Source organism: Bacillus silvicola (assembly GCF_050524305.1).
Taxonomy (GTDB): Bacteria; Bacillota; Bacilli; order Bacillales; family Bacillaceae_G; genus Bacillus_A; species Bacillus_A cereus_AT.
Genome location: NZ_JBNGVC010000012.1, coordinates 631619 through 654944 on the forward strand (window position 1 = coordinate 631619; position 23326 = coordinate 654944).

Below are 23326 nucleotides of genomic sequence, written 5' to 3' on the forward strand. Positions count from 1 at the left end.
TTTCGAAATTTAAACCTTCTAATATAATAGCAGAGGAAGCATATTTCATCTAGTTAGCGGGGGAGAAAATTCATGGCATGGGAGATTTTTAGCATCATAGGCACAATCGCCTTCGCACTAAGCGGAGCCATTGTTGCAATGGAAGAAGATTATGATATTTTCGGGGTATATATTTTAGGAATGGCAACCGCATTTGGGGGAGGTGCCCTTCGTAATTTATTGATTGGTTATCCAATCGTCGCATTTTGGCAACAAGACATGTTATTCCAAATCGCACTTTTATCAATGACGATTATTTTTCTTTTTCCAAATAAATTAATTAGACATTGGAAAAAGTGGGAAAACATCACAGACGCCATTGGCTTATCAGCATTCGCTGTACAAGGAGCACTATATGCTCAAAAACTAAATTTGCCAATTAGCGCTACAATCGTAGCTGCAGTTTTAACCGGCATCGGCGGTGGTATTATTCGTGATCTTTTAGCTCGCAGAAAACCTCTCGTCCTTCGAGCTGAAGTATATGCGTTTTGGACAATTTTAGCAGGTTTCTTAATTGGCGCTAAAATTATCGTTAGCGATTGGGCTCTATACACCTTATTCATTTTAATTGTTTGCTTCCGCATGATTTCTATTCATTACAAATGGCATTTACCGCATAGACGTATCGATACAAATGAACGTTCAATGCATAAATAGCACTCTTACCTCTTTACATATCGTAAAGAGGTTTTTCTTTTCTAACGAGTTTTTCTTCACATAATGTTTATACTAATTTTTAAAGTGAGGTGAATACAAATGACAAACCACGTTAATAAAGGTGCTCAAAAAAGCTCAGTAGGCCAAATTGAACACGACCCTAATTCAGCACACGAAAAAAGCGCTAAAATGGAGCGCTTCCATAAATCTTACCAAGAAAAAGCGAAAAAAGAGTAAACACGCTTATACACCAAAAACAGACGCACAGTTTACGTACTGTGCGTCTCCTCTTCAAGCATCAAATCCATACTTGATATCCCAATCAAATCATATTTATCATACGTATCCTCTTGTAACAATCGCATAGCTTGTGTGCGAATTGATTTTTCAACAATATTCCGTACGTATCGCCCATTACTAAACGATGTAATTTGTGACGAATACTTTACCGCGTGTAAATGATCTCTAAATTTCCACTCTGCTTCTTTCGACAACTGATATTCACGCTCTTCATACATTCTCTTCCCAATTTCCAACAACTGATTTACCGAGTAATCCGCAAATTCAATAATAAACGGAAAACGAGATTGTAATCCTGGATTTAATGAAAGAAAATGATTCATTTCTCTTGAATATCCAGCTAAAATTAATACAAAACCGTGTTGCTTATCTTCCATATGCTTCACAAGTGTATCAATCGCTTCCTTCCCAAAATCCTTCTCTCCCCCCCTCGCTAATGAATACGCCTCATCAATAAATAAAATCCCTCCCATAGCCTTCTTTATTAAGTCCCTTGTCTTTTGTGCTGTATGACCGATGTACTCACCTACAAGATCAGCACGTTCAGCTTCAACTAAATGCCCTTTCGATAAAATATTCATCTCAAACAACAATTTCCCTATCATTCTAGCAACGGTTGTCTTCCCAGTACCAGGATTCCCCTTAAATAACATATGAAGCACTTGCTTCTCAGACTTCAACCCCACCTCTTGCCTTTTTTTATTCACAAAAATCCAAGCATAAATTTCTTTTATTATCTTTTTTATATCATCCATCCCAACAAGTTTTCCCATTTCTTCTTCAATTCTCTGCAACATCTCATGTTTAGTAGTGGTTTCACTTGAAATTACGGCTTTATTTTCTGATGCCGGTAACGAAATTTTTTTTCGATGGTTTAATACAATATTAATTTGATTGTTATTTTTCTTACGCATCGATTGCTCCATACAATCACCTCATTTTATCCACTCACCAAATATTATTATTCCAACCTCTCTTTCAAATGCCTATTTTCAGAAAAGTTTGCTATAATATAAGAAATAATTAAGGTGGTGGGACTATGGAAACAACGGAATTCCATGATACAATACAAGCCTTTTCTATTTTTTTATTGAATAAAGGTCGAAAGCCTTCAACCATTAAACGTTATGTTTATGACATTGAAGATTTCGGACATTGGTTAGAAAAAAACCAAAAGCTCCCTTCCAGTAATATATGGGCAACACTTTGTACAAAAGACTATGAAGATTACTTTTCCGACTTAAAAAAGAATCGACACTACTCAGAAAAAACGATGCATCGTGTATTTATTGTTCTAAATAGAATGCATCATTTTCTAAATATTCCCAATCCGTTAAAAGATATGGAAATTACTATTCAACCAGACCGTGCATTGCGCGATGAAGATTTCATTTCATCCGATGAAGAAAAAAGATTAAAGCATATAGTCACTTCATTAGACGGACTTTCAGAAAAACAACGTCCTGTTCGTCCATTATTAACGGATCGTAATATCTCCATTTTAAGTCTGTTAATCGACTACGGACTATCCTTACAGGAACTCACAGCACTAACTATGCATCACGTTCATTTCGAAACTAATACACTTTCTATTCCAGCAACCGCAGGAGTAGAAAGATCAATCACATTAACAACCGAAGATAAAAAGCAACTGTACACATATTATAAAAGTATTCCAGAACCAGTTCGCCCTAAATACCATAGTAACGATCCATTGTTTGTTGCATTCGATTTTAACCGCGGAACATTCAGATGGGTATATGAAAACGACGCACCAAAGGCATTAACAGAAATCGCTATCCAAAAAATGATCCGACTTGAAGTAGCAAGAGCGAATTTACGTAAAGGCATTTCTGGACAACACTTTCGAAACACTTTTATTTTACGCCTAATAAAAAAACAAACCCCAGAACCAGAGATCATAAAATTAGTTGGCTTCAAATCAAAAGTCTCACTAAAACGATATTATCAATATGCTGAAAATAAAAAAAACGCCCTATTATAAGGCGTTTTTTTTATTTCTTTTCGAAACAATCAATTTCACTATGACCATTTAACTATTCTCTGCATCTACTATGATGAGTTTCGTTCACATTCTCATTAGAAAGGAGAGATTTAATGTCTCGCTTTAACGACAATCAAAATAAATACTCCAATCCATGCTTCCCAACTAGTGCTGGACGAATTCCAACTACCCCAACGATTCCAATTACTAAAGCACAAATTAGAAAATTCCGCGCAATCATTAACGATTTAATAAAAATAATCCCTAAACTTTTCGCCAATCCATCCCCAAAAAACATAGAAGATCTAACAGATACATTGCACCTACTAAACAAATTCATTTGTTCACTAGACGCTACTTCTGCTCTGAAAGCACTAGGATTCGCCATTATCAAAAACTTAATAACTATATTAAACAATCCGACCTTCGTAGCAAGTGCCGTATTTGTTGAACTTCAAATTTTAATTAATTATTTACTTTACATTACAAAGTTATTCCGAATTGATTCTTGTACACTCCAAGAACTCCTTAAATTAATTGCAGAGTTACAAACTACTCTAGTTAATTCAGCTTCTTTCGGCAGAGGACCTACTGGACCTACTGGACCTCAAGGTAATACGGGCGTGACTGGTGCTACCGGACCTAGAGGTAACACCGGCGCTACTGGTGCTACCGGACCTCAAGGCATTCAAGGTAACACGGGTGCCACTGGTGCTACCGGACCTAGAGGTAACACAGGTAACACTGGCGCTACCGGACCTAGAGGTAACACAGGTGCTACTGGATCTCAAGGGCCTCAAGGTAATACTGGCGCTACCGGACCTCAAGGTGTTCAAGGTAACACGGGTGCTACTGGTGCCACTGGACCTCAGGGTGTTCAAGGTAACACGGGTGCTACTGGTGCCACTGGACCTCAGGGTGTTCAAGGTAACACAGGTACTACTGGTGCTACCGGATCTCAAGGGCCTCAAGGTAATACTGGCGCTACTGGACCTAGAGGTGTTCAAGGTAACACGGGTGCTACCGGACCTAGAGGTAACACAGGTGCCACTGGATCTCAAGGACCTCAAGGTAATACTGGCGCTACCGGACCTCAAGGTGTTCAAGGTAACACGGGTGCTACCGGACCTAGAGGTAACACAGGTGCCACTGGATCTCAAGGACCTCAAGGTAATACTGGCGCTACCGGACCTCAAGGTATTCAAGGTAACACCGGCGCTACTGGTGCTACCGGACCTCAAGGCATTCAAGGTAACACGGGTGCCACTGGTGCTACCGGACCTCAAGGCATTCAAGGTAACACGGGTGCCACTGGTGCTACCGGACCTAGAGGTAACACAGGTAACACTGGCGCTACCGGACCTAGAGGTAACACAGGTAACACTGGCGCTACCGGACCTAGAGGTAACACAGGTAACACTGGCGCTACCGGACCTAGAGGTAACACAGGTGCTACTGGATCTCAAGGGCCTCAAGGTAATACTGGCGCTACCGGACCTCAAGGTGTTCAAGGTAACACGGGTGCTACCGGTGCCACTGGACCTCAGGGTGTTCAAGGTAACACGGGTGCTACTGGTGCCACTGGACCTCAGGGTGTTCAAGGTAACACAGGTACTACTGGTGCTACCGGATCTCAAGGGCCTCAAGGTAATACTGGCGCTACTGGACCTAGAGGTGTTCAAGGTAACACGGGTGCTACCGGACCTAGAGGTAACACAGGTGCCACTGGATCTCAAGGACCTCAAGGTAATACTGGCGCTACCGGACCTCAAGGTGTTCAAGGTAACACGGGTGCTACTGGACCTCAAGGTGTTCAAGGTAACACAGGTGCCACTGGATCTCAAGGTACTCAAGGTAACACAGGTGCTACTGGACCTCAAGGTGTTCAAGGTAACACAGGTGCTACTGGACCTCAAGGTGTTCAAGGTAACACAGGTGCTACTGGACCTCAAGGTGTTCAAGGTAACACAGGTACTACTGGACCTAGAGGTAACACAGGTGCCACTGGTGCTACTGGATCTCAAGGGCCTCAAGGTAATACTGGCGCTACTGGACCTCAAGGTGTTCAAGGTAACACAGGTGCTACTGGACCTCAAGGTAATACTGGCGCTACCGGACCTAGAGGTAACACAGGTGCCACTGGATCTCCAGGACCTCAAGGTAATACTGGCGCTACCGGACCTCAAGGTATTCAAGGTAACACAGGTACTACTGGACCTCAAGGTGTTCAAGGACCAACGGGTGCTACTGGTATAGGAGTTACCGGACCTACTGGACCTTCTGGTGGGCCTCCTGGACCTACTGGACCTCAAGGTGTTCAAGGTAACACGGGTGCTACTGGACCTCAAGGTGTTCAAGGTAACACAGGTGCCACTGGATCTCAAGGTACTCAAGGTAACACAGGTGCTACTGGACCTCAAGGTGTTCAAGGTAACACAGGTGCTACTGGACCTCAAGGTGTTCAAGGTAACACAGGTGCTACTGGACCTCAAGGTGTTCAAGGTAACACAGGTACTACTGGACCTAGAGGTAACACAGGTGCCACTGGTGCTACTGGATCTCAAGGGCCTCAAGGTAATACTGGCGCTACTGGACCTCAAGGTGTTCAAGGTAACACGGGCGCTACTGGACCTCAAGGTGTTCAAGGTAACACAGGTACTACTGGTGCTACCGGATCTCAAGGGCCTCAAGGTAATACTGGCGCTACTGGACCTCAAGGTGTTCAAGGACCAACGGGTGCTACTGGTATAGGAGTTACCGGACCTACTGGACCTAGCTTCCCAGTAGCGACAATCGTTGTAACAAACAACATCCAACAAACAGTAATCCAATTTAATAACTTTATTTTTAGTACTGCAATTAACGTAAACAATATTATCTTTAACGGCACAAATACAGTGACTGTTATCAACGCTGGTATTTATGTAATTAGCGTATCCATCTCTACAACCGCACCGGGATGCGCTCCGCTTGGAGTAGGAATTTCAATAAACGGAGCAGTGGCAACTGACAACTTCTCTTCAAATTTAATAGGCGATTCGCTTTCATTTACTACAATTGAAACGTTAGCAGCTGGCGCAAATATTTCTGTCCAATCTACCTTAAGCGAAATTACAATCCCCCAAACAGGCAACACTAACATCCGACTTACTGTATTTAGAATCGCTTAAATTTCACCACTTATTGTTTATGGCAAATAAAAAAAAGAGCGAGAAATTCGCTCTTTTTTTTGCTATGTACAATAATTCATTACTACTCTAGTTCAATCGAAACATTTTTTTGTGGTACAAATGTAGAAATTGCATGTTTATAAATAAGCTGTTGCTTACCTTCTGTCTCCAGTAGGACTGTAAAATTATCAAACCCTTTAATTAATCCACGAAGCTGGAAACCATTTAATAAGTACAGCGTAACGAACGTATTCTCTTTACGGAGTTGATTTAAAAATTGATCTTGAATATTGATTGATTGCTTCATGTCGAATCCTCCTCTTTTTCTCTACTTAATATTATTCGACTTTAGTTGTAACTTTCCTTCTATGTATCGTAAAATTTCTGACGTTTTTTCACCATCTGTAACATCAAACCATGTGACATCCATTTTATTGCGGAACCATGTTAATTGACGTTTGGCATAACGGCGTGAATTCGTCTTTAATTGTGCCACCGCTTCTTCTAAAGAGACACGATTCTCAAAATAACCATATATCTCCTTATACCCAATCGCTTGAATAGATTGACAATCTCGCATCCCTCTACTATACAGCCCTTCTACTTCCTCTAATAAACCTTGTTCCATCATTAAATCCACTCGCAAGTTAATGCGATCGTATAGCATTTCTCGATCCATTGTCAAGCCAATTAATGAAACATCATATAATAACTCGTTTTCTTGTTTTTCAAGTTGATCACTCATTTTTTCGCCCGTCGTATGGAAAATTTCTAACGCACGAATGACACGTCGCACGTTATTTGCATGAATACGCTCCGCGCTTTCTGGATCTACTTCTCGCAATTTTCCATGTACATATTCCACACCACGTTCTAAAGCTAACTTTTCCATTTGTTCTCGGTATGTAGCATCACCAGCATCATCTGTAAACTGATAATCGAATAAAACAGATTGTATATAAAGACCGGTTCCACCAACTATAATTGGTAATTTACCACGCTTTGTAATTTCTCGAATATGTTTACGAACACGTTCTTGAAATTCCGCAACAGAAAATGATTCTTCCGGATCTTTTATATCGACCATATAATGTGGAATTCCATCCATCTCTTCTGTTGTTACCTTTGCAGTTCCAATATCCATCGTGCGATAGATCTGCATGGAATCGCCACTTATAATTTCACCGTTCAACGCTTTTGCAAGATCGATACTTAACTTCGTCTTCCCAACAGCAGTGGGTCCAATTATGACAGCAACTTTTTCACGTTGCACTTCTCCCATATCATTCAACTCTCTTTATGTAATGTACTCCATCTATTGATTATACCCAATCTTACCAATTTTAACGACATGATTGCAAGTTCTTTCATTCCGGTAAATGAAATTATAAATAAAAAAGAACATAGTTTGTCCAATTCTGCATATACATGATAAAAATCGCTCGGAGAGGATGGGTTGACTATGAAACAATCCACTATCAATTTTTCAACACTAACAAATGACCTCATTTTGGCTACAGCTACAAAAGAACAAAATTGTTCACAAGACGAATTGTACTTCGCCTTAAATTGTTTACTACGTTCTTTTCATTCTACTCTTCAAGAAACAACGTTACATTCGGAAAACACACATACAGAGTATATGCAAACTCAATTTTGCAGCGCATATAAAATTATTACAGGTAAAACAATTTATCCATTTCAATAACCATTTTTTGAGGCGATATTGTTATTACAAAATGATAAAAAGCGGTTGCTTACATATTTTCAAGCAACCGCTTTTTTACATTAATAAAGATAAATTATTTTATAACTTTCACTTTAACGGATTTACGACCCCAACTATCAGCATTGCTATCTGAACCAACTAAAACATCAATACGGTTTCCTTTGATCGCGCCACCAGTATCTCCAGCAATCGCTTCTCCATATCCTTCCACCCACACTTTTGATCCAAGAGGGATTACTTTTGGATCCACAGCAATAACTTTCATATTTGGATTCGCTGTTAAATCATGCCCCATCGCAGTTAACACACGTCCACCATACGTACCATTCTCACCTGGATTCGCTGTATACGCTGTCGCTTCTACTGTTATTTCACGCCCACCAGCAGGTTCACTAGTTTCAGTAGATTTCGCAACTGGTTTCGCAGTTGGCTTTGTTTTTTCTACAGGTTTACTTGAATCTACACTCTTAACAGCTTCTTTACTCTTAACTGTCGTATTATTTTTAACCGATGTTTTCACTCTAGCCGGTGCTTCTTCTTGAGTTACCACTTCTTTCGTTTCAATCACAGGTGCCGTTCCTGTTAAAAATGGAACGTGAGCATATGCTGTTTTCCCATTATATTCGAATTGTAACCATTCATTTTGAACTTGATTTGTCGTTTCAATCACATCATCTTTATTTAGTTTACCAATAATTTCAGAGTCAGTATTCGCTCCAGCACGAACATTTAATACGTTCGCCGCTACATAATAAGTACTTTTTGTAAATTCAGCACTTACAAATGCTTCTTTACCATTTAATTTAATTTTTGTCCATCCGTTTTCTGTATTTATAACATCTAATTTATTTCCACTTAACATTTTACCTACAAGCTTTGACTCGACAGTTGGGTTTTCTCTAACATTTAATACGTCCGTTGTTACAATCGTTTCCGCTTTCGCAGAACCTGCAAAAATCCCAAGACCAAAAACTGCTGCTGTTGCTATACCTAATAATTTTTTCATGAATAGCCTCCATTTGCTTTGTTTTCGTATTTTCATTATAGCAACAGATTTTGGGGGTTTTTAGAAATCACACAATTACAAAGCATTCGTAATACACCATTAATGAGCTGTAACATAAATTTCCATATTCATAAAGTGCATTTCCAATAGAATCCCCAATAGTTTTCATATATTTTCCACATAGAAGCATGAGAATTTTTTCCAGAAAAAATTACAGTATTACTGTTTTGTTACAAAAAAATCACGTTTCATTACATCTTTTACCAAAATTCATCATTCTCCAACTATTAACCTACTTTTTTGTAATAAAAAAGGAACAACTCCTATTAGCTGTCCCTTTTATCATTTATTTAACTTTCTTTTTCCAAACACCTATCATAACCGCTGAAACAATCGTTCCAATTAATATAGAGAAAATATATAGCAACGGTTTATTTACTAATGCTATAACAAACAACCCACCATGTGGTGCTGGTAACGTAATTTGGAATAACATCGATAACGCACCTGCAATACTTGAACCAACAACACAACTTACAATTACTCGAATCGGATCTGCAGCTGCAAATGGAATTGCACCTTCTGTAATAAACGATGCGCCCATAATATAATTTGTTAAACCTGATTTACGTTCTGCTTCAGTAAACTTCGATTTAAAGAATGTAGTTGCGAATGCAATTGCAAGTGGCGGTACCATACCACCAGCCATAACAGCAGAGTGCACTCCAAAGTTCTGCGCTTCTATTGCAGCAATACCAAATGTAAATGCAGCTTTATTAATTGGACCACCCATATCAATTGCCATCATACCACCTAAAATAAGACCTAGTAATATAGCATTTGTACCGTTCAAACCATTTAACCATCCTGTTAACATTTCATTCAATGCTACTACAGGCGGAATTACTACTTTTTGCATTACAACTCCTGTAATTAACAATCCAAAGACTGGATATAACAAAACAGGTTTAATCCCTTCTAACTGTGCTGGTAATCCTGAAAATAATCTTTTCAATCCTAAAACAACATATCCAGCTAAGAAACCAGCAATTAATCCACCTAAAAATCCAGCATTCGCATGTGCCGCTAAAAACCCACCTACGACACCAGGCATAAAACCAGGTCGATCAGCAATAGAACTCGCAATAAATCCAGCTAAGATTGGTACTAGGAATAAAAACGCACCTGTTTTTCCGCCTCCAATAGACATTAGCAATTCAGCGAAAGGACCTTCTGCCTTAATACCACCAACCCAAAACGCTAGCGCAATTAAAATTCCGCCACCAACAACGAATGGAAGCATATTACTTACACCGTTCATTAAGTGCTTATAAATTCCTAACCCTTTTTCTTTCTCTGCGCTTTCTGTCTTCCCATCTTCCTTTATTCCTTTAAAGATAGGCGCGTCTTGTTTTACAGCTCGATTAAGAAGCGCTTCCGTTTTTCTAATCCCATCAGCGACTGGCACTTGAATGACATGCTTCCCAGCAAAACGGTTCATTTCTACTTGTTTATCTGCCGCAACGATAATAGCCGTTGCACGTTCAATGTCCTCTCTTGTTAAACCGTTTTTTATACCTGTTGATCCATTCGTTTCAACTTTAATTGCGATTCCTAGCTCTGCTGCTTTTGCTTTCAAGCTATCTGCAGCCATATACGTGTGAGCGATTCCAGTTGGGCAAGCCGTAACTGCTAATACGTACGGTTCATTTCCTTCTGGTTTTGCAACTTCAACCTCTTCTTCTTCTTTTTCATTCTCTTTTTCATCAAATAAACGAAGAAGTTCCTCTTCATCCTTTGCTTCTAATAATTGCTTGCGAAACCCTTCATCCATTAATAATGTAGAAAGACGAGACAACGTTTCTAAATGCGTATTATTCGCCCCTTCACTCGCAGCAATCATAAAGAATAAATGTGCAGACTGTCCGTCCAGCGATTCATAGTTGATACCGCTTACACTTCTACCAAAACAAATCGCTGGTTGCTTAACAGCTTTCGTCTTCGCATGAGGTATAGCAATACCTTCACCAATTCCAGTTGTACTTTGTGATTCCCGCTTTAAAATAGCTTCTTTAAATTCAGCTTTACTATTTAAACGATTTGCCCCGCTTAACTTCTCAACTAATTCATCTATGACAGCTTCTTTATTTGAAGCTGTCATATTCATAATGACTGTATCCCTTTTTAATAGTTCTGTAATTTTCATATGTTGGTTCCCCCTATCGCTTAGCTACAATTACTTGCGACAATAATCCTTCTACTTTTTCTTTTTCACATAAATCAGCTGAAAATGCTGTTGCACTCCCTGTTGCAACGCCATATTGAAATGCCTTTTCAATATCTTTTGTCTGTTCATATTTACCTACAAATCCTGCAACGAGAGAATCCCCGGCCCCAACCGAATTAATTACAACACCTTTTGGAACAGTTGCTTCATATATACCTTCTGCCGTAAATAATAAAGCTCCATCTCCGGCCATTGATACGATAACGTGCTCTACACCTTGTTCGATTAATTTTCTTCCATACGGTAAAATATCTTCTACTGTTGAAATCTCTACTCCGAATAACTCACCAAGTTCATGATGATTAGGCTTTATTAAAAATGGCTTATTTTTAATTACATGTTGCAAGGCACTTCCACTTGCATCTACTACTACGCGAATGCCTTTTTCTACTCCAAACGCTGCGATTGATTCATAAAAGGTACTTGAGATAGACGCAGGTATACTTCCAGCTAGTACAATGCAATCTCCCTGCTTCATACTTTCAATTTGTTTCATTAATTGTTCAAATTGCTCATTTGTCACATTAGGACCTTGCCCATTTAATTCTGTTTCTTCTTGCCCTTTTATTTTCACATTAATTCGGGAATCTCCGTCTACTTGGACGAAGTTTGTTGTTACACCTTCCGCCTGTAATACATCTTTAATAAATTGACCGGTAAATCCACCAGTAAATCCAAGCGCTACATTTTCAACACCTAAACGATGAAGAACGCGAGAAACATTAATCCCTTTCCCCCCAGGAAACTTCATATCTTTCTCTGTTCGATTTACTGCGCCTAAATCGAAGGAATTAACTTGTACTACATAATCAATAGATGGGTTTAAAGTAACTGTATAGATCATTGTTTATCAGCCTCAATTACATTGGTTTGTCTTTTATATTTTTCTAAATCAATTTCTAAATGGTTTGTAATAATATTTGCCTCTTCAACATTTGCAATTTTCGCAAACGCAACTTCTGAAAACTTACTTTCATCAATTAAGAAATATCCTTCGTTCGCTAATGTTAATGCCATTTGTTTTAAAAGTGCCTCTTCTGGATCTGGCGTTGTAAAACCAAGCTGTTCATGTACACCATTCGCTCCTAAAAAACATTTATCAAAACGGTACTTCTGCATACTTTCCTGTGCCATAGCACCAATTAAAGCTTTCGTCCTACTTTTCATCATCCCGCCTAGTAAATATGCACGAATATTATTTTCAACTAATGCTTCAATATGCATAAGTCCATTCGTAACGACAGTAACATCTTTGTTTATTAAAAATGGAATCATTTCAAATGTTGTACTTCCCGCATCTAAATAAATGCAATCACCTTGTTCAACAACGCTAGCCGCATAGTTAGCAATTTGTTGTTTTATATGAATGTTTTTGGATGATTTTTCAACCATCGTTGGCTCTTGCCCTTTTCCTGTTAAAACAGCCGCACCACCATGAACTCTTTTTAATAACCTTTGTTTTTCCAATTGTGCTAAATCACGACGAATTGTTGATTCAGAGCTTTCTGTTCTTTCCACTAATTGTTGTAATTTAACAACCTTCTGCTCTTTTACAAGTTGCAATATCATTTGATGACGTTCAGGAGTTAACATTTTATTCACCTCTTCTTTGATTACAGTATAATGAAAACGATCACAAAAATCAACCAAAAACATTCATTAATAATCACAAACAACCAAAAACAATTATAAATAGCCAAAAAGAAACCTATTTGATACAATAATCAAATAGGTTTCTTCTTTCGATCCACTTTATAGAGAAGCTTTATATATATCTAGAACATCATCTTTATTTAGTTTTTTAAAGTTACCAAATTCCCCATAAGCCATCGCTTTATCCGCCATTAAATTAATTTCATTTTCTCCAATAGCGTAATCAGCTAATGTTACTGGCGCTTCAATCGAAGTCCAAAATTGACGTAACGCCTCAATTCCTTCTAATGCAACCTCTTTATCTGTCTTCCCATCTGTTTCTACATCGAATACACGAATAGCGAACTGTTTAAAGCGGCTTACATTCTCATCTACAACATGCTTCATCCAGTTCGGGAATAAAATCGCAAGGCCACCTCCATGCGGTATATCATGAACAGCAGAAACCGCATGCTCAATATTATGGGTTGCCCAGTCTCCTTTTACTCCCATCGCTAAAATGCCGTTTAACGCCATCGTGCCGCAATATAAAATTGTTTCCCTATGCTCATAATTTTCTAGATCACTTAAAAGCTTAGGAGCTGTTTCAATTACTGTTTTTAAAACAGATTCACAATAACGATCTTGTAGTTCTGTATTTGTTCCATGATGGAAATATTGTTCTAATACGTGTGACATAATATCTACCATACCGTAAATTGTTTGATCTTTCGGTACAGATGCAGTATGAACTGGATCTAAGATTGAAAACTGCGGGAAAGTAACTGGGCTACCCCAGCCATATTTTTCATTCGTTTCCCAGTTTGTAATTACAGATCCTGCATTCATTTCAGAGCCTGTCGCCGCAAGTGTAAGTACAGTACCAAATGGTAACGCCTCGCTAGCAAATACTTTTTTCGTTACAATGTCCCATACATCTCCATCGTACTTACTACCAGCGGCAATTGCTTTCGTACAGTCGATTACACTTCCTCCACCAACAGCTAAAATAAAGTCGACTCCATTATCTTTACAAATTTGAATCCCTTTCTTTACAGTTGATACACGAGGATTCGGTTCAACACCTGTCAACTCAAACACTTCTGCATTTATATCCTTTAAGATAGAAATTACATTATCATAAATACCGTTTCTTTTAATACTTCCTCCTCCATATACGAGAAGAACTTTTTTACCGAACTGTGGAATTTCAATTTTTAACTGCTCTAATTGTCCTTTACCAAAAATAAGTTTTGTTGGATTACGAAATACAAAATTTTGCATATCCCTTTACCATCCCTTCTATATGAAAAGCAACTATACTTTTATATACCATATTTTTTTCATATCACAAAAATATTTGCTTTACAAAAAAAATCCCAGCCTAAAGGCTGAGACTTTTTATTGATAATAAGGTGATATCATTAAGTAAACAATAACACCAGATAAACTTACATATAACCAAATTGGCATCGTCCAACGTACAATTTTACGGTGACGTGTTAATTGGTTTGTAAAACCAAATACAAGTGCGAACAATGCAAGTGGTACAATAATTGCTGCCAGGATAATATGTGTAATTAAAATGATGAAATACACATATTTAATAAATCCTTCTCCGCCAAAATGTGTTGCTGGCGCTAAGTAATGGTACGATAAATACGACACACAAAATAGTAAAGTCGTTGTAAATGCTGCCAGGATGAAGCCACGATGCATTTTTACATTCTTTTTAATAATAGAGAATAACGCTGCTAATAAGAATACGAACGTAAAGCTATTAAAAATTGCATTTAACATTGGTAAGATTGTTACATCAAAATGTACTTCTCCTTCATAGCCAACAGGTCCAAAGAACAAAAATAAAATAATCGCATTTACAATTACAGAAAGCGTTATCACAATAGGAGCATAGCTTTTCTGATTAGTTGATTGATCCACCAAAATGGTCACTCCTCTTCCTTCAAATATGTATACGTAACCTCACTATTTTAACATATTATTCACAGTGTAAATGTGACAATAGTTTGACACAGTAAGACAGAGCAAAGAAAAAAATCCTTCTTAATAAAACTTCTTAAGAAGGATTTTATCGCTTTATTATTAAAATAGCAATGTAATTAGTTTTTGTTGAAAAACGTATTGCTATATGCTTGAAAAATTTCAGACACTTGATATCCCATTAAAGAAATTGCTGTTAATGAAAAGAAACCAATCATAAGAAATCGAAACCACATATAAATCTCCTCCTTGTATTTAGCCTATAAAGCAGTTGCTATATTACAAGTTGAGTGGCACTCTTCATCGTCACTTTCCTTCTTCTTCACAATCGCTGTTATAAATCGAATCATAAAGAAAATAACAAAAGGAAATTGTTCGTAATTTACATTGGCATAGTTTTGCAACGGCTCATGTTGCAAATCGGACGGGGATGAGAAGGAATAGAACATACCTTGCTCTTCCATATATACAATTACAATTTTCATGCAAAATAATATCCCAAGAAACGAAACAATATCTTGCCATTCTGTCGTATATAACAGGTTATACAGCTCTAATACGTACTCTTCCATCATCATCCCCCCCTTCCTTTTTTATCATTCTGCTCTCCTTCGTATAAAAAGTCAAGAAAAAAGTTTATATTCACTATGACAATAGTAATTACTCTTTTCTTTACTTATATATGAATCTTTTCTAGCAATGATTGGATATACCTTTTCTTCGAAAACAAGAAATTAGAATTGAACGGATTCTTTATCCTCACCTTTAGGATTCAAAACCGAACCATTTTTATTTTTATTTCTTAAATAACTACTTACAAGACTTAAAAATAATTTCCCACCAACCAACATCGCACGTTCATCAAAATCGAATTGAGGATGATGATGTGGATATGTTGCTCCTATTTCTTCATTACCCGCACCTGTGAAGAAAAATGCTCCTGGAACATGTTCTAAGTAGTATGCAAAATCTTCTCCCCCCATAATCGGTGGTATTTCAATGATCCTTTCTCTTCCAAGATCTCGTTTCGCAATCTCCATAAAATGACTCGTTTCATCTAAATGATTTATTAATATCGGATAGCCGCGTTTATATTGAATATTAACTTCCGCATGAAGAGATTGACAAATCCCCTCAACAACTCTTTTAAATTCCTTCTCCATAAATTCTCTCACTTCAGGATCCATCGTCCGAATTGTCCCTGTAAATATAGCAGTATCCGCAATAATATTATCTGCTTGACCAGCATGGAATGTACCAACTGTTAAAACTGCTGATTGAAGTGGATCAACTTTTCTACTCACTAAAAGTTGCAACTGATTAATAACTTGTGTTGCAATGATAATGGCATCTACAGTATGATGCGGCATACCTCCGTGACCGCCTCGTCCTTGAATCTTCACTTCAAAAGTATCAGCTGCCGCCATCATTGCTCCCGCTTTCGCACCAACAATTCCTACAGGCATTTGAGAAGATAAATGTGTGCCAAAAACAACATCTACTTCCTCTAAACAACCATCCTCAATCATAGCAATTGCTCCGCCAGGCTCTTTCTCTTCTGCATGTTGATGAATAAGGACTATTTTTCCTGAAAGTTGGTCTCTGTTATCGCTTAATACTTTTGCAACTCCTAAAAGGGTTGCTGTATGGCCATCATGGCCACAAGCGTGCATTACGCCAGGAACCTTTGATTTATATGAAACTTTCTTTTCATCTTGAATAGGTAGTGCATCAAAATCAGCGCGCAACGCGATCGTCTTCCCAGGTCTTCCTCCTTCAATTACGCCGATTACCCCTCTTCCCCCGACATCTGTTTTCACATCAATATGAAAACTTTTTAAAATTCTAGCTATTTTTTTCGGTGTTTCTATTTCTTGAAACGATAGCTCTGGGTATTGATGAAAATCTCTTCGCCACAAAACCATTTGGTTATATAAACTTTCCAATTCTTTATGCCATGTTTCTATCATAGAAATGCCCCTTTCTTTTTTAATACTTTAAATAAAATTTACATAATATTCTGTGTTTAATCAATGAAAAAAGAGAACTTTCTCTGAAAGTCCTCCTACTATTCTAGTAATAGTCTAGTTACTATTTTGCTTCAATACAAATACTGAAAGTTCAGGTACACTCCAAAATCTAACAGGCATTCGGGTTGTCCCAATACCACGATTTACGTATAAATGTAACAGCTTATTCTTCCCTTCTACTTCATACATACCTTCCACATGACTCTCAGCTAGTTTTGTAGTAATTAATGGACCTATAAAAGGAATTTGAACTTGTCCTCCGTGACTATGGCCTGACATTTGAAAATCAACTGGGTAACGTGCTACTTTGTCTACAACATCCGGCTCATGTACTAAGAGCATATTGAAATCTTGTTGCCTTATATGTTTTAAAGTCGAGTCTATTTGCGGCTTCCCTAATAAAAAATCATCCAAACCTGATATTGTAATATATTTGCCGTTTTCCGCTTTAATTTTCTGCACTTCATTGACTAACACAGAGAAACCAGCTTCCTCCATATATTTTTTATAAAATAAACTACCTCCACCGCCCCTATCATGATTCCCAAACACTGCATATTTTCCTAAGGGTGCATGTATTTTCTGTAAAATACCTTTCGCCTCTTCTCTTTCGGCTTTATATGATCCAAACTTATCAATTAAATCCCCTGTAAAAACTACTACATCTGGATGTAACGCATTCATCTTCTCCACCAAATTTTCTAGTTGTTTCAGTGTAAATTCTGGCCCTAAATGTACATCTGAGAACTGCAATATTTTTTTATTATTAAACTCTTTAGGAATTGTAGGAGCTTCTATTTCATTCCACGTAACTGTTACTAGTCTTCTTTCTATTTCTGTCGCATAGAAATACAAACTTACTGGTATCATTAATATACTTATGAAACTAATAATAAATATCTTTACAATTGATTTTTTCCGTTCTTTTTTTACATGATGCGTATTCATGTTTTCACCTCTAAAATCACTTTAAAGCCTTATTGTTACATTAATGTGACAACATGAACAATGTTCGTTATATCCAATTTTATCCCCACTCCCTTTGACAAATTTATACAGAAGTCATAACATATTTTTATAATACATAGATTTTTTAAAATGTTTCTTCTATTCATTCCATCATTCTATTAAGGAGAGGTTATTCATGTCTGTATTTACACCAGAAGAAATTACGGAACTTGCTGCTAATTCTGGAAGAAAAAAAGCTCATTTATCATTGCTCCCTATGCTAATTCTCGGTTTTTTTGGTGGTGCTTTCATAGCATTAGGATATTTACTTGATATCCATGTTATCGGAACAATGCCAAAATCTTGGGGATCATTTACTAGTTTTCTAGGTGCTGCCGTATTCCCTATCGGTCTTATACTCGTTATCCTTGCAGGCGGTGAATTAGTAACTGGCAACATGATGACCGTTTCAATGGCATGGCTTCACAAAAAAATCGACTTATTTCACTTCATACGAAATTTAGTTATTGTTACGTTTAGCAACTTCATAGGTGCTATATTCGTCGCTTATTTTTTTGGTCATATCGTCGGCTTAACGGAGGGAGCTTTTTTAGCAAAAACTGTTTCTATTGCACAAGCTAAACTACAAGATACACCACTGCAAGCCTTCATTTCTGCAATCGGGTGTAATTGGCTCGTTTGTTTAGCTGTTTGGCTCAGTATGGGAAGTAAAGAATTTATCGGAAAGATTGTTGGTATTTGGTTCCCTGTTATGACTTTTGTCGCGATTGGATTTCAACACGTTGTAGCCAATATGTTTGTCATCCCAGCTGCAATTTTTTCTGGTCATTTAACTTGGGTTGAATATTTTCCAAACTTCATTTTTGTTTTCTTCGGAAACTTAGTAGGGGGTATGTTATTTGTAGCATTACCTTATTTCATATCTTATAATAAAAAACTACCTTCCAATAAAGAGAAAACTGCATTAAAGAAAAAATCTGTATCCGCTTAAATTGAATGTCTATAAAGTGGTCCTAAAAAATATTACAAATTTCATTTTTTTTGCGAATATATGTACGTACACTTGTTCTCGAATGTTTTATACGTTATAATAACAACTTAAATAGCATTATTTACATATGAGGTGAAAAACATGAATAAAACAGAATTAATTAAAAACGTAGCACAAAATGCTGAGATTTCTCAAAAAGAAGCTACTGTAGTTGTACAAACTGTAGTAGAATCAATCACTAACACTTTAGCTGCTGGTGAAAAAGTACAACTTATCGGATTCGGTACATTTGAAGTTCGTGAAAGAGCTGCTCGTACAGGCCGTAACCCACAAACTGGTGAAGAAATGCAAATCGCAGCTTCTAAAGTACCTGCTTTCAAAGCTGGTAAAGAACTTAAAGAAGCTGTAAAATAATGAAAAAATAGCCTTCTCGTTTATGAGAAGGCTATTTTTTTCATTACATAATTAATAAACATTTGACCATTATGCTGCTTTTTTTGTTCCTTTAAGCAAATATAACCGTTTCTTTCAAAGAAAGGTTTTGCTGTAATACTCGCCTCAGTATATATCTCCCTATGATGCAATTTCACTGCTTCTTTTTCTAACTTCTGTAGTATATATGAAGCTATGCCTTTTCCTTGATAATCTTTATGTGTAAATAAGCGATCTACGTAATGCTCATCATTATAATCCCCAAATCCCGCTATTACTCCTTTATAATCGGCAACATAACAAACATTCTTTTCTAAAGACTCTAACCATCTTGCTCTATCTAGTCGATCTGGTGCCCATGCCTGTAGCTGTAACACGTTATAATCTTTTGCATTAACCGTATGAACTGTTTCATAGAACAACTGTAATACTTGCTCTAAATCCTCTTTCTGGAATGTTCTAATTATAATATCCTTCAACATATGTAAATCTCCTTATCAAAATAACACTTAGTTTTTCTACTATCTACAATTCAATATTTTTGCTTTATTATATCTTTTTATTTTCTATACGAACAAAAACAATACTTTGAATAAGTATTGTTTTTGTAATAGTCATATGCAATTATTTAATGAGCTTTTTAAGATTTCAATTTAACTCTTTGTAATCTTAACGCATTTAATACGACAGATACAGAGCTAAACGCCATCGCTGCACCTGCAACCCAAGGAGCTAAGAAACCCAGCGCCGCAATTGGAATTCCTAGACCGTTATAAGCTAACGCCCAGAATAGATTTTGCTTAATATTTCTAATCGTCATTTTACTCATAAAGATTGCATCAGCAATACTATTTAAATCACCACGTATTAACGTAATATCCGCTGCTTCCATTGCTACATCTGTTCCTGATCCGATGGCCATTCCGATGTCTGCTGTAGCAAGAGCAGGAGCATCATTAATTCCATCCCCAACCATAGCCACTTTCTTACCACTAGCCTGAAGTTTTTTCACTTCCTCTGCTTTTCCTTCTGGTAATACTTCTGCAATTACGTGATCAATACCAACTTGCTTAGCAATAGCTTGAGCAGTTTGTGTATTATCTCCTGTAATCATAACAACATCTAGACCCATTTTCTTAAGTCTTGCAATTGCTGCTTTTGAAGTATCCTTTACAGTATCTGCAACAGCAACAATTCCAGCATATTCCTTATCTATCGCTATAAGCATTGCTGTTTTTCCTTCTCGTTCTAACTCTTCCATTGATTTAGAAACTTCTTCAATATCAATATTGAATTTCTTCATTAATCGGCGTGTACCAATTAATAATTGTTTCCCTTCTGCGACTGATTCGATACCGAATCCAGGAATCGCTTCAAACGCTTCTGAACTTGGGATATCAATTTTCTTTTCTTTAATTCCTTCTACAATCGCTTCTGCAAGTGGGTGTTCAGAATTTTTTTCTGCCGCACCTACTAAACGTAGTATTTCTTCTTCATGGAATCCATCTGCTACAATTACATCTGTTAACACTGGCTTCCCATTTGTCACAGTACCTGTTTTATCTAGAATAACTGTATCTAATCGATGCGTTGCTTCTAAATGTTCCCCGCCTTTAAATAAAATACCATACTCAGCCGATCTTCCTGATCCAGCCATAATAGATGTAGGTGTCGCAAGACCTAATGCACATGGACATGCGATAACAAGTACTGCTATCATTTTCTCAAGTGCTCCGCCAAAATCACCTGGTGTAACAAATATCATCCACACTGCAAATGTGATAATAGCAATCACAACTACAACAGGTACGAAAATACCTGAAATTTGATCTGCTACCCTTTGAATAGGAGCTTTTGAACCTTGAGCCTCTTCTACTACTTTAATAATCTGAGCTAATGCAGTATCTCTTCCTACCTTAGTTGCTTTCACTTTTAAAAATCCATTTTTATTCATTGTAGAACCGATTACTACATCCCCAATTGTTTTATCAACTGGAATACTTTCACCCGTTAACATCGATTCATCAATTGCTGATTTCCCTTCTACAATCTCACCATCTACCGGAATTTTTTCACCAGGCTTTACATAAACGATATCACCAGCTACTACTTCTTCGATTAAAATTTTCATTTCTCTTCCATCTCGCACAACTGTAGCTGTCTTTGCTTGTAAACCCATCAACTTTTTAATTGCTTCTGATGAACGTCCCTTTGCTTTTGCTTCAAATAATTTCCCTAAAATAATTAGTGTAATAAGTACCGCGCTCGTTTCAAAATATAAATCTGTCATATGTTCCGAAGAACCGATAGATTGAATGCTTAAATATACACTATAGAAATAAGCGGCCGATGTTCCAAGTGCCACAAGAACATCCATGTTAGCACTTTTATTACGTAACGCTTTATAAGCCCCAACATAAAACTGTCCACCAATGATAAATTGAACTGGCGTTGCAAGAGCTAGCTGCACCCAAGGGTTCATAAGCATATCAGGTAAATAAATAAACGATGTAAATGAGAAGTGACTTACCATTGCCCACAGTAACGGGAATGATAAAATAAACGAAATGATAAACTTATTCTTTTGTCGCTCAATTTCTTGTAAGCGATGATCAGTTGATCCATCTTGCTCATCTGATTTCACTTCCAATTTATATCCTAATTTCGTAATTGCACTCTTCATTTCATTTATATTAATTTCATCAGGATTAAAATCTACTGTAGCCGATTCCAAAGCGAAATTTACTGTCGCTCCATTCACACCTTCTAACTTATTTAAACGCTTTTCTACTCTATTGGCACATGCTGCGCATGTCATTCCTGAAACAGTAAATTCAGCTTTATCACTTACAATTCCATATCCTAACGATTCAACTTTTTCCTTAAATTGTTGCGGATTTGTTTTTTGGGGATCATACATTATTTTGGTTTTTTCAAGTGCAAAATTTACATTTGCATCATGAACACCTTCTACTTTTTTTAGACCTTTTTCAATTCTATTTGCACATGCCGCACATGTCATTCCTGATATTTGAAGATTGGCCTCTTTTTGTTCATTCATGTCTCTCACCTCTATATACCCTTATGAGGTATAATTATTAGCAAAATAAATCGTACTTCCTATAAAGTACGATTTATTTCCATATCTAAAAATAATTATTGAACATCGTATCCTTGATCTTCAATTACAGCAACGATATCTTTTAATGTTACAACTGATGAGTCGATAGTAACTTCAACAGTTCCTTCTGCTAATTGAACTTTCACTTGGTCAACACCGTTTAGTTCTTTCACACTGCTTTCGATAGCATTTACACAATGTCCACAAGACATACCTTCAACTTGTAATGTTAACTGTTCCATTTAAAATCCTCCTCTTGTTTCTTCATTGTTTGTTAATTACAACTACATTTTACCATACCCCCCTAAGGTAATCAATAGTTTTATATCATGATTTTTCAATTATTTTCTAAAAGTTTATTTTACACACACTTATTCACAACAATACACCTAAACCCTATATAAGGATAAATAAACAAACAAAAAAACAAGCCAGTTATATACTAGCTTGTTTTTACGCTTTTGAAAAACGTTCAAATACCGTCATTAATTCTTCGATTGCTTCGTCACCATTCCCATCTTTAATAGCTCCTGAAACACAATGACTAGTATGATTTTTCAAGACACCCATTCCTACTTTTTTCATCGCTGCATTAATGGCTGAAATTTGCACTAAAATATCAACGCAATAACGATCATTTTCAATCATATTTTGAATACCACGGACTTGTCCTTCAATTCTCTTTAATCTATTTATAATTTGTTCTTTTTCTTTTTCTGATCTATGTGTAGTTGCTTCATGCTCTTTATGATCCATATTATCACCTTCTCAAAGTTTTTCTTCATCCAATAAAACAATTACTTTTACGAGTATACCAATTATAGCATCAAACATCTATGTATGATACCCCATATGAGTATATTTCCGCTTTATGATTATTCTTAACAAATTATTAGCTTCTCAGACTCAATTATTATGATACCCTTTCCTTTTTTCAAAAAACAATAATAAGCAGGG

General features: G+C 37.0%; 23 protein-coding genes. 7 read left to right on the top strand and 16 right to left on the bottom strand.

Features of this window, described 5'->3' with window-relative positions; all coding sequences use genetic code 11:
* Positions 1-72: 72 nt before the first annotated feature.
* Together ACP6L7_RS15070 and ACP6L7_RS15075 are read left to right on the top strand one after the other, a co-directional pair.
* A complete protein-coding gene (locus tag ACP6L7_RS15070) occupies positions 73-696 on the top strand; it encodes a trimeric intracellular cation channel family protein (protein WP_097829169.1) in 624 nt (207 codons plus the stop codon).
* Positions 697-795: 99 nt separating this feature from the next.
* Positions 796-933: a hypothetical protein gene (locus ACP6L7_RS15075; protein WP_071747730.1), complete on the top strand. Its 138-nt coding sequence runs from the start codon at positions 796-798 to the stop codon at positions 931-933.
* A gap of 32 nt (positions 934-965) precedes the next feature.
* Here ACP6L7_RS15075 and spoVK read toward each other — a convergent pair whose 3' ends face one another.
* Complete coding sequence (spoVK, locus tag ACP6L7_RS15080; RefSeq protein ID WP_000438190.1) at positions 966-1922, bottom strand: stage V sporulation protein K; 957 nt, start codon at positions 1920-1922, stop codon at positions 966-968.
* 113 nt (positions 1923-2035) lie between these two features.
* Here spoVK and ACP6L7_RS15085 point away from each other — a divergent pair, with 113 nt between their 5' ends.
* Together ACP6L7_RS15085 and ACP6L7_RS15090 are read left to right on the top strand one after the other, a co-directional pair.
* Complete coding sequence (locus ACP6L7_RS15085) at positions 2036-3001, top strand: tyrosine-type recombinase/integrase (protein WP_097829170.1); 966 nt, start codon at positions 2036-2038, stop codon at positions 2999-3001.
* A 113-nt stretch (positions 3002-3114) separates the two neighbouring features.
* Positions 3115-6171, top strand: a complete 3057-nt coding sequence (locus tag ACP6L7_RS15090) for a Gly-Xaa-Xaa repeat protein (protein ID WP_430529296.1) — start codon at positions 3115-3117, stop codon at positions 6169-6171.
* A gap of 82 nt (positions 6172-6253) precedes the next feature.
* Here the strand turns inward: ACP6L7_RS15090 and hfq are convergent, their stop codons facing one another.
* Both hfq and miaA read right to left on the bottom strand, forming a co-directional pair.
* Complete coding sequence (gene hfq, locus ACP6L7_RS15095) at positions 6254-6478, bottom strand: RNA chaperone Hfq (protein WP_000813896.1); 225 nt, start codon at positions 6476-6478, stop codon at positions 6254-6256.
* 21 nt (positions 6479-6499) lie between these two features.
* Complete coding sequence (gene miaA / locus ACP6L7_RS15100) at positions 6500-7453, bottom strand: tRNA (adenosine(37)-N6)-dimethylallyltransferase MiaA (protein WP_430529297.1); 954 nt, start codon at positions 7451-7453, stop codon at positions 6500-6502.
* Between the two features lie 180 nt (positions 7454-7633).
* Between miaA and ACP6L7_RS15105 the strand changes: the two genes are divergently transcribed.
* Positions 7634-7879: a hypothetical protein gene (locus ACP6L7_RS15105; RefSeq protein ID WP_071771467.1), complete on the top strand. Its 246-nt coding sequence runs from the start codon at positions 7634-7636 to the stop codon at positions 7877-7879.
* A gap of 94 nt (positions 7880-7973) precedes the next feature.
* Here ACP6L7_RS15105 and entD read toward each other — a convergent pair whose 3' ends face one another.
* The 9 genes from entD to ACP6L7_RS15150 form a co-directional block, all read right to left on the bottom strand.
* A complete protein-coding gene (gene entD, locus ACP6L7_RS15110) occupies positions 7974-8906 on the bottom strand; it encodes a cell wall-binding protein EntD (RefSeq protein WP_097831039.1) in 933 nt (310 codons plus the stop codon).
* A gap of 346 nt (positions 8907-9252) precedes the next feature.
* Complete coding sequence (locus ACP6L7_RS15115; protein WP_430529298.1) at positions 9253-11112, bottom strand: PTS fructose transporter subunit IIABC; 1860 nt, start codon at positions 11110-11112, stop codon at positions 9253-9255.
* A gap of 13 nt (positions 11113-11125) precedes the next feature.
* Positions 11126-12037, bottom strand: coding sequence for a 1-phosphofructokinase (gene pfkB, locus ACP6L7_RS15120; protein ID WP_097831037.1), 912 nt, complete (start codon positions 12035-12037; stop codon positions 11126-11128).
* Entirely contained in the window at positions 12034-12786 is a 753-nt protein-coding gene (locus ACP6L7_RS15125; protein WP_097831036.1) for a DeoR/GlpR family DNA-binding transcription regulator, read from the bottom strand. Before ACP6L7_RS15125 ends, pfkB begins: the two co-directional genes overlap by 4 nt.
* A gap of 159 nt (positions 12787-12945) precedes the next feature.
* Positions 12946-14109 (bottom strand): iron-containing alcohol dehydrogenase, encoded by a 1164-nt coding sequence (locus ACP6L7_RS15130; protein ID WP_097831035.1) that lies wholly within the window; start codon positions 14107-14109, stop codon positions 12946-12948.
* A 117-nt stretch (positions 14110-14226) separates the two neighbouring features.
* Positions 14227-14769 (bottom strand): DUF420 domain-containing protein, encoded by a 543-nt coding sequence (locus ACP6L7_RS15135; RefSeq protein ID WP_000228315.1) that lies wholly within the window; start codon positions 14767-14769, stop codon positions 14227-14229.
* A gap of 317 nt (positions 14770-15086) precedes the next feature.
* The gene (locus tag ACP6L7_RS15140) at positions 15087-15398 is read right to left on the bottom strand and encodes a hypothetical protein (RefSeq protein WP_097831034.1); all 312 of its coding nucleotides are present in this window, start codon (positions 15396-15398) and stop codon (positions 15087-15089) included.
* A gap of 162 nt (positions 15399-15560) precedes the next feature.
* Positions 15561-16796, bottom strand: coding sequence for a M20 metallopeptidase family protein (locus ACP6L7_RS15145; RefSeq protein WP_097831033.1), 1236 nt, complete (start codon positions 16794-16796; stop codon positions 15561-15563).
* Between the two features lie 114 nt (positions 16797-16910).
* Positions 16911-17804 (bottom strand): metallophosphoesterase, encoded by an 894-nt coding sequence (locus ACP6L7_RS15150; RefSeq protein ID WP_097831032.1) that lies wholly within the window; start codon positions 17802-17804, stop codon positions 16911-16913.
* A gap of 196 nt (positions 17805-18000) precedes the next feature.
* On the opposite strand from ACP6L7_RS15150, the gene ACP6L7_RS15155 reads away from it, so the two are divergent.
* Complete coding sequence (locus ACP6L7_RS15155) at positions 18001-18816, top strand: formate/nitrite transporter family protein (RefSeq protein ID WP_097831031.1); 816 nt, start codon at positions 18001-18003, stop codon at positions 18814-18816.
* 141 nt (positions 18817-18957) lie between these two features.
* Positions 18958-19230, top strand: a complete 273-nt coding sequence (locus ACP6L7_RS15160) for an HU family DNA-binding protein (protein WP_001043904.1) — start codon at positions 18958-18960, stop codon at positions 19228-19230.
* 20 nt (positions 19231-19250) lie between these two features.
* On the opposite strand, the gene ACP6L7_RS15165 is transcribed toward ACP6L7_RS15160, so the two are convergent.
* From ACP6L7_RS15165 to ACP6L7_RS15180, 4 genes are all read right to left on the bottom strand, one after another.
* Positions 19251-19730, bottom strand: a complete 480-nt coding sequence (locus tag ACP6L7_RS15165; protein ID WP_097831030.1) for a GNAT family N-acetyltransferase — start codon at positions 19728-19730, stop codon at positions 19251-19253.
* 158 nt (positions 19731-19888) lie between these two features.
* Positions 19889-22309, bottom strand: a complete 2421-nt coding sequence (locus ACP6L7_RS15170; protein ID WP_430529299.1) for a heavy metal translocating P-type ATPase — start codon at positions 22307-22309, stop codon at positions 19889-19891.
* Positions 22310-22404: 95 nt separating this feature from the next.
* On the bottom strand, positions 22405-22611 hold the full coding sequence (gene copZ / locus ACP6L7_RS15175; RefSeq protein WP_071726924.1) for a copper chaperone CopZ: 207 nt from the start codon (positions 22609-22611) through the stop codon (positions 22405-22407).
* A 211-nt stretch (positions 22612-22822) separates the two neighbouring features.
* The gene (locus tag ACP6L7_RS15180; protein WP_070144516.1) at positions 22823-23125 is read right to left on the bottom strand and encodes a metal-sensing transcriptional repressor; all 303 of its coding nucleotides are present in this window, start codon (positions 23123-23125) and stop codon (positions 22823-22825) included.
* Positions 23126-23326 lie beyond the last annotated feature (201 nt).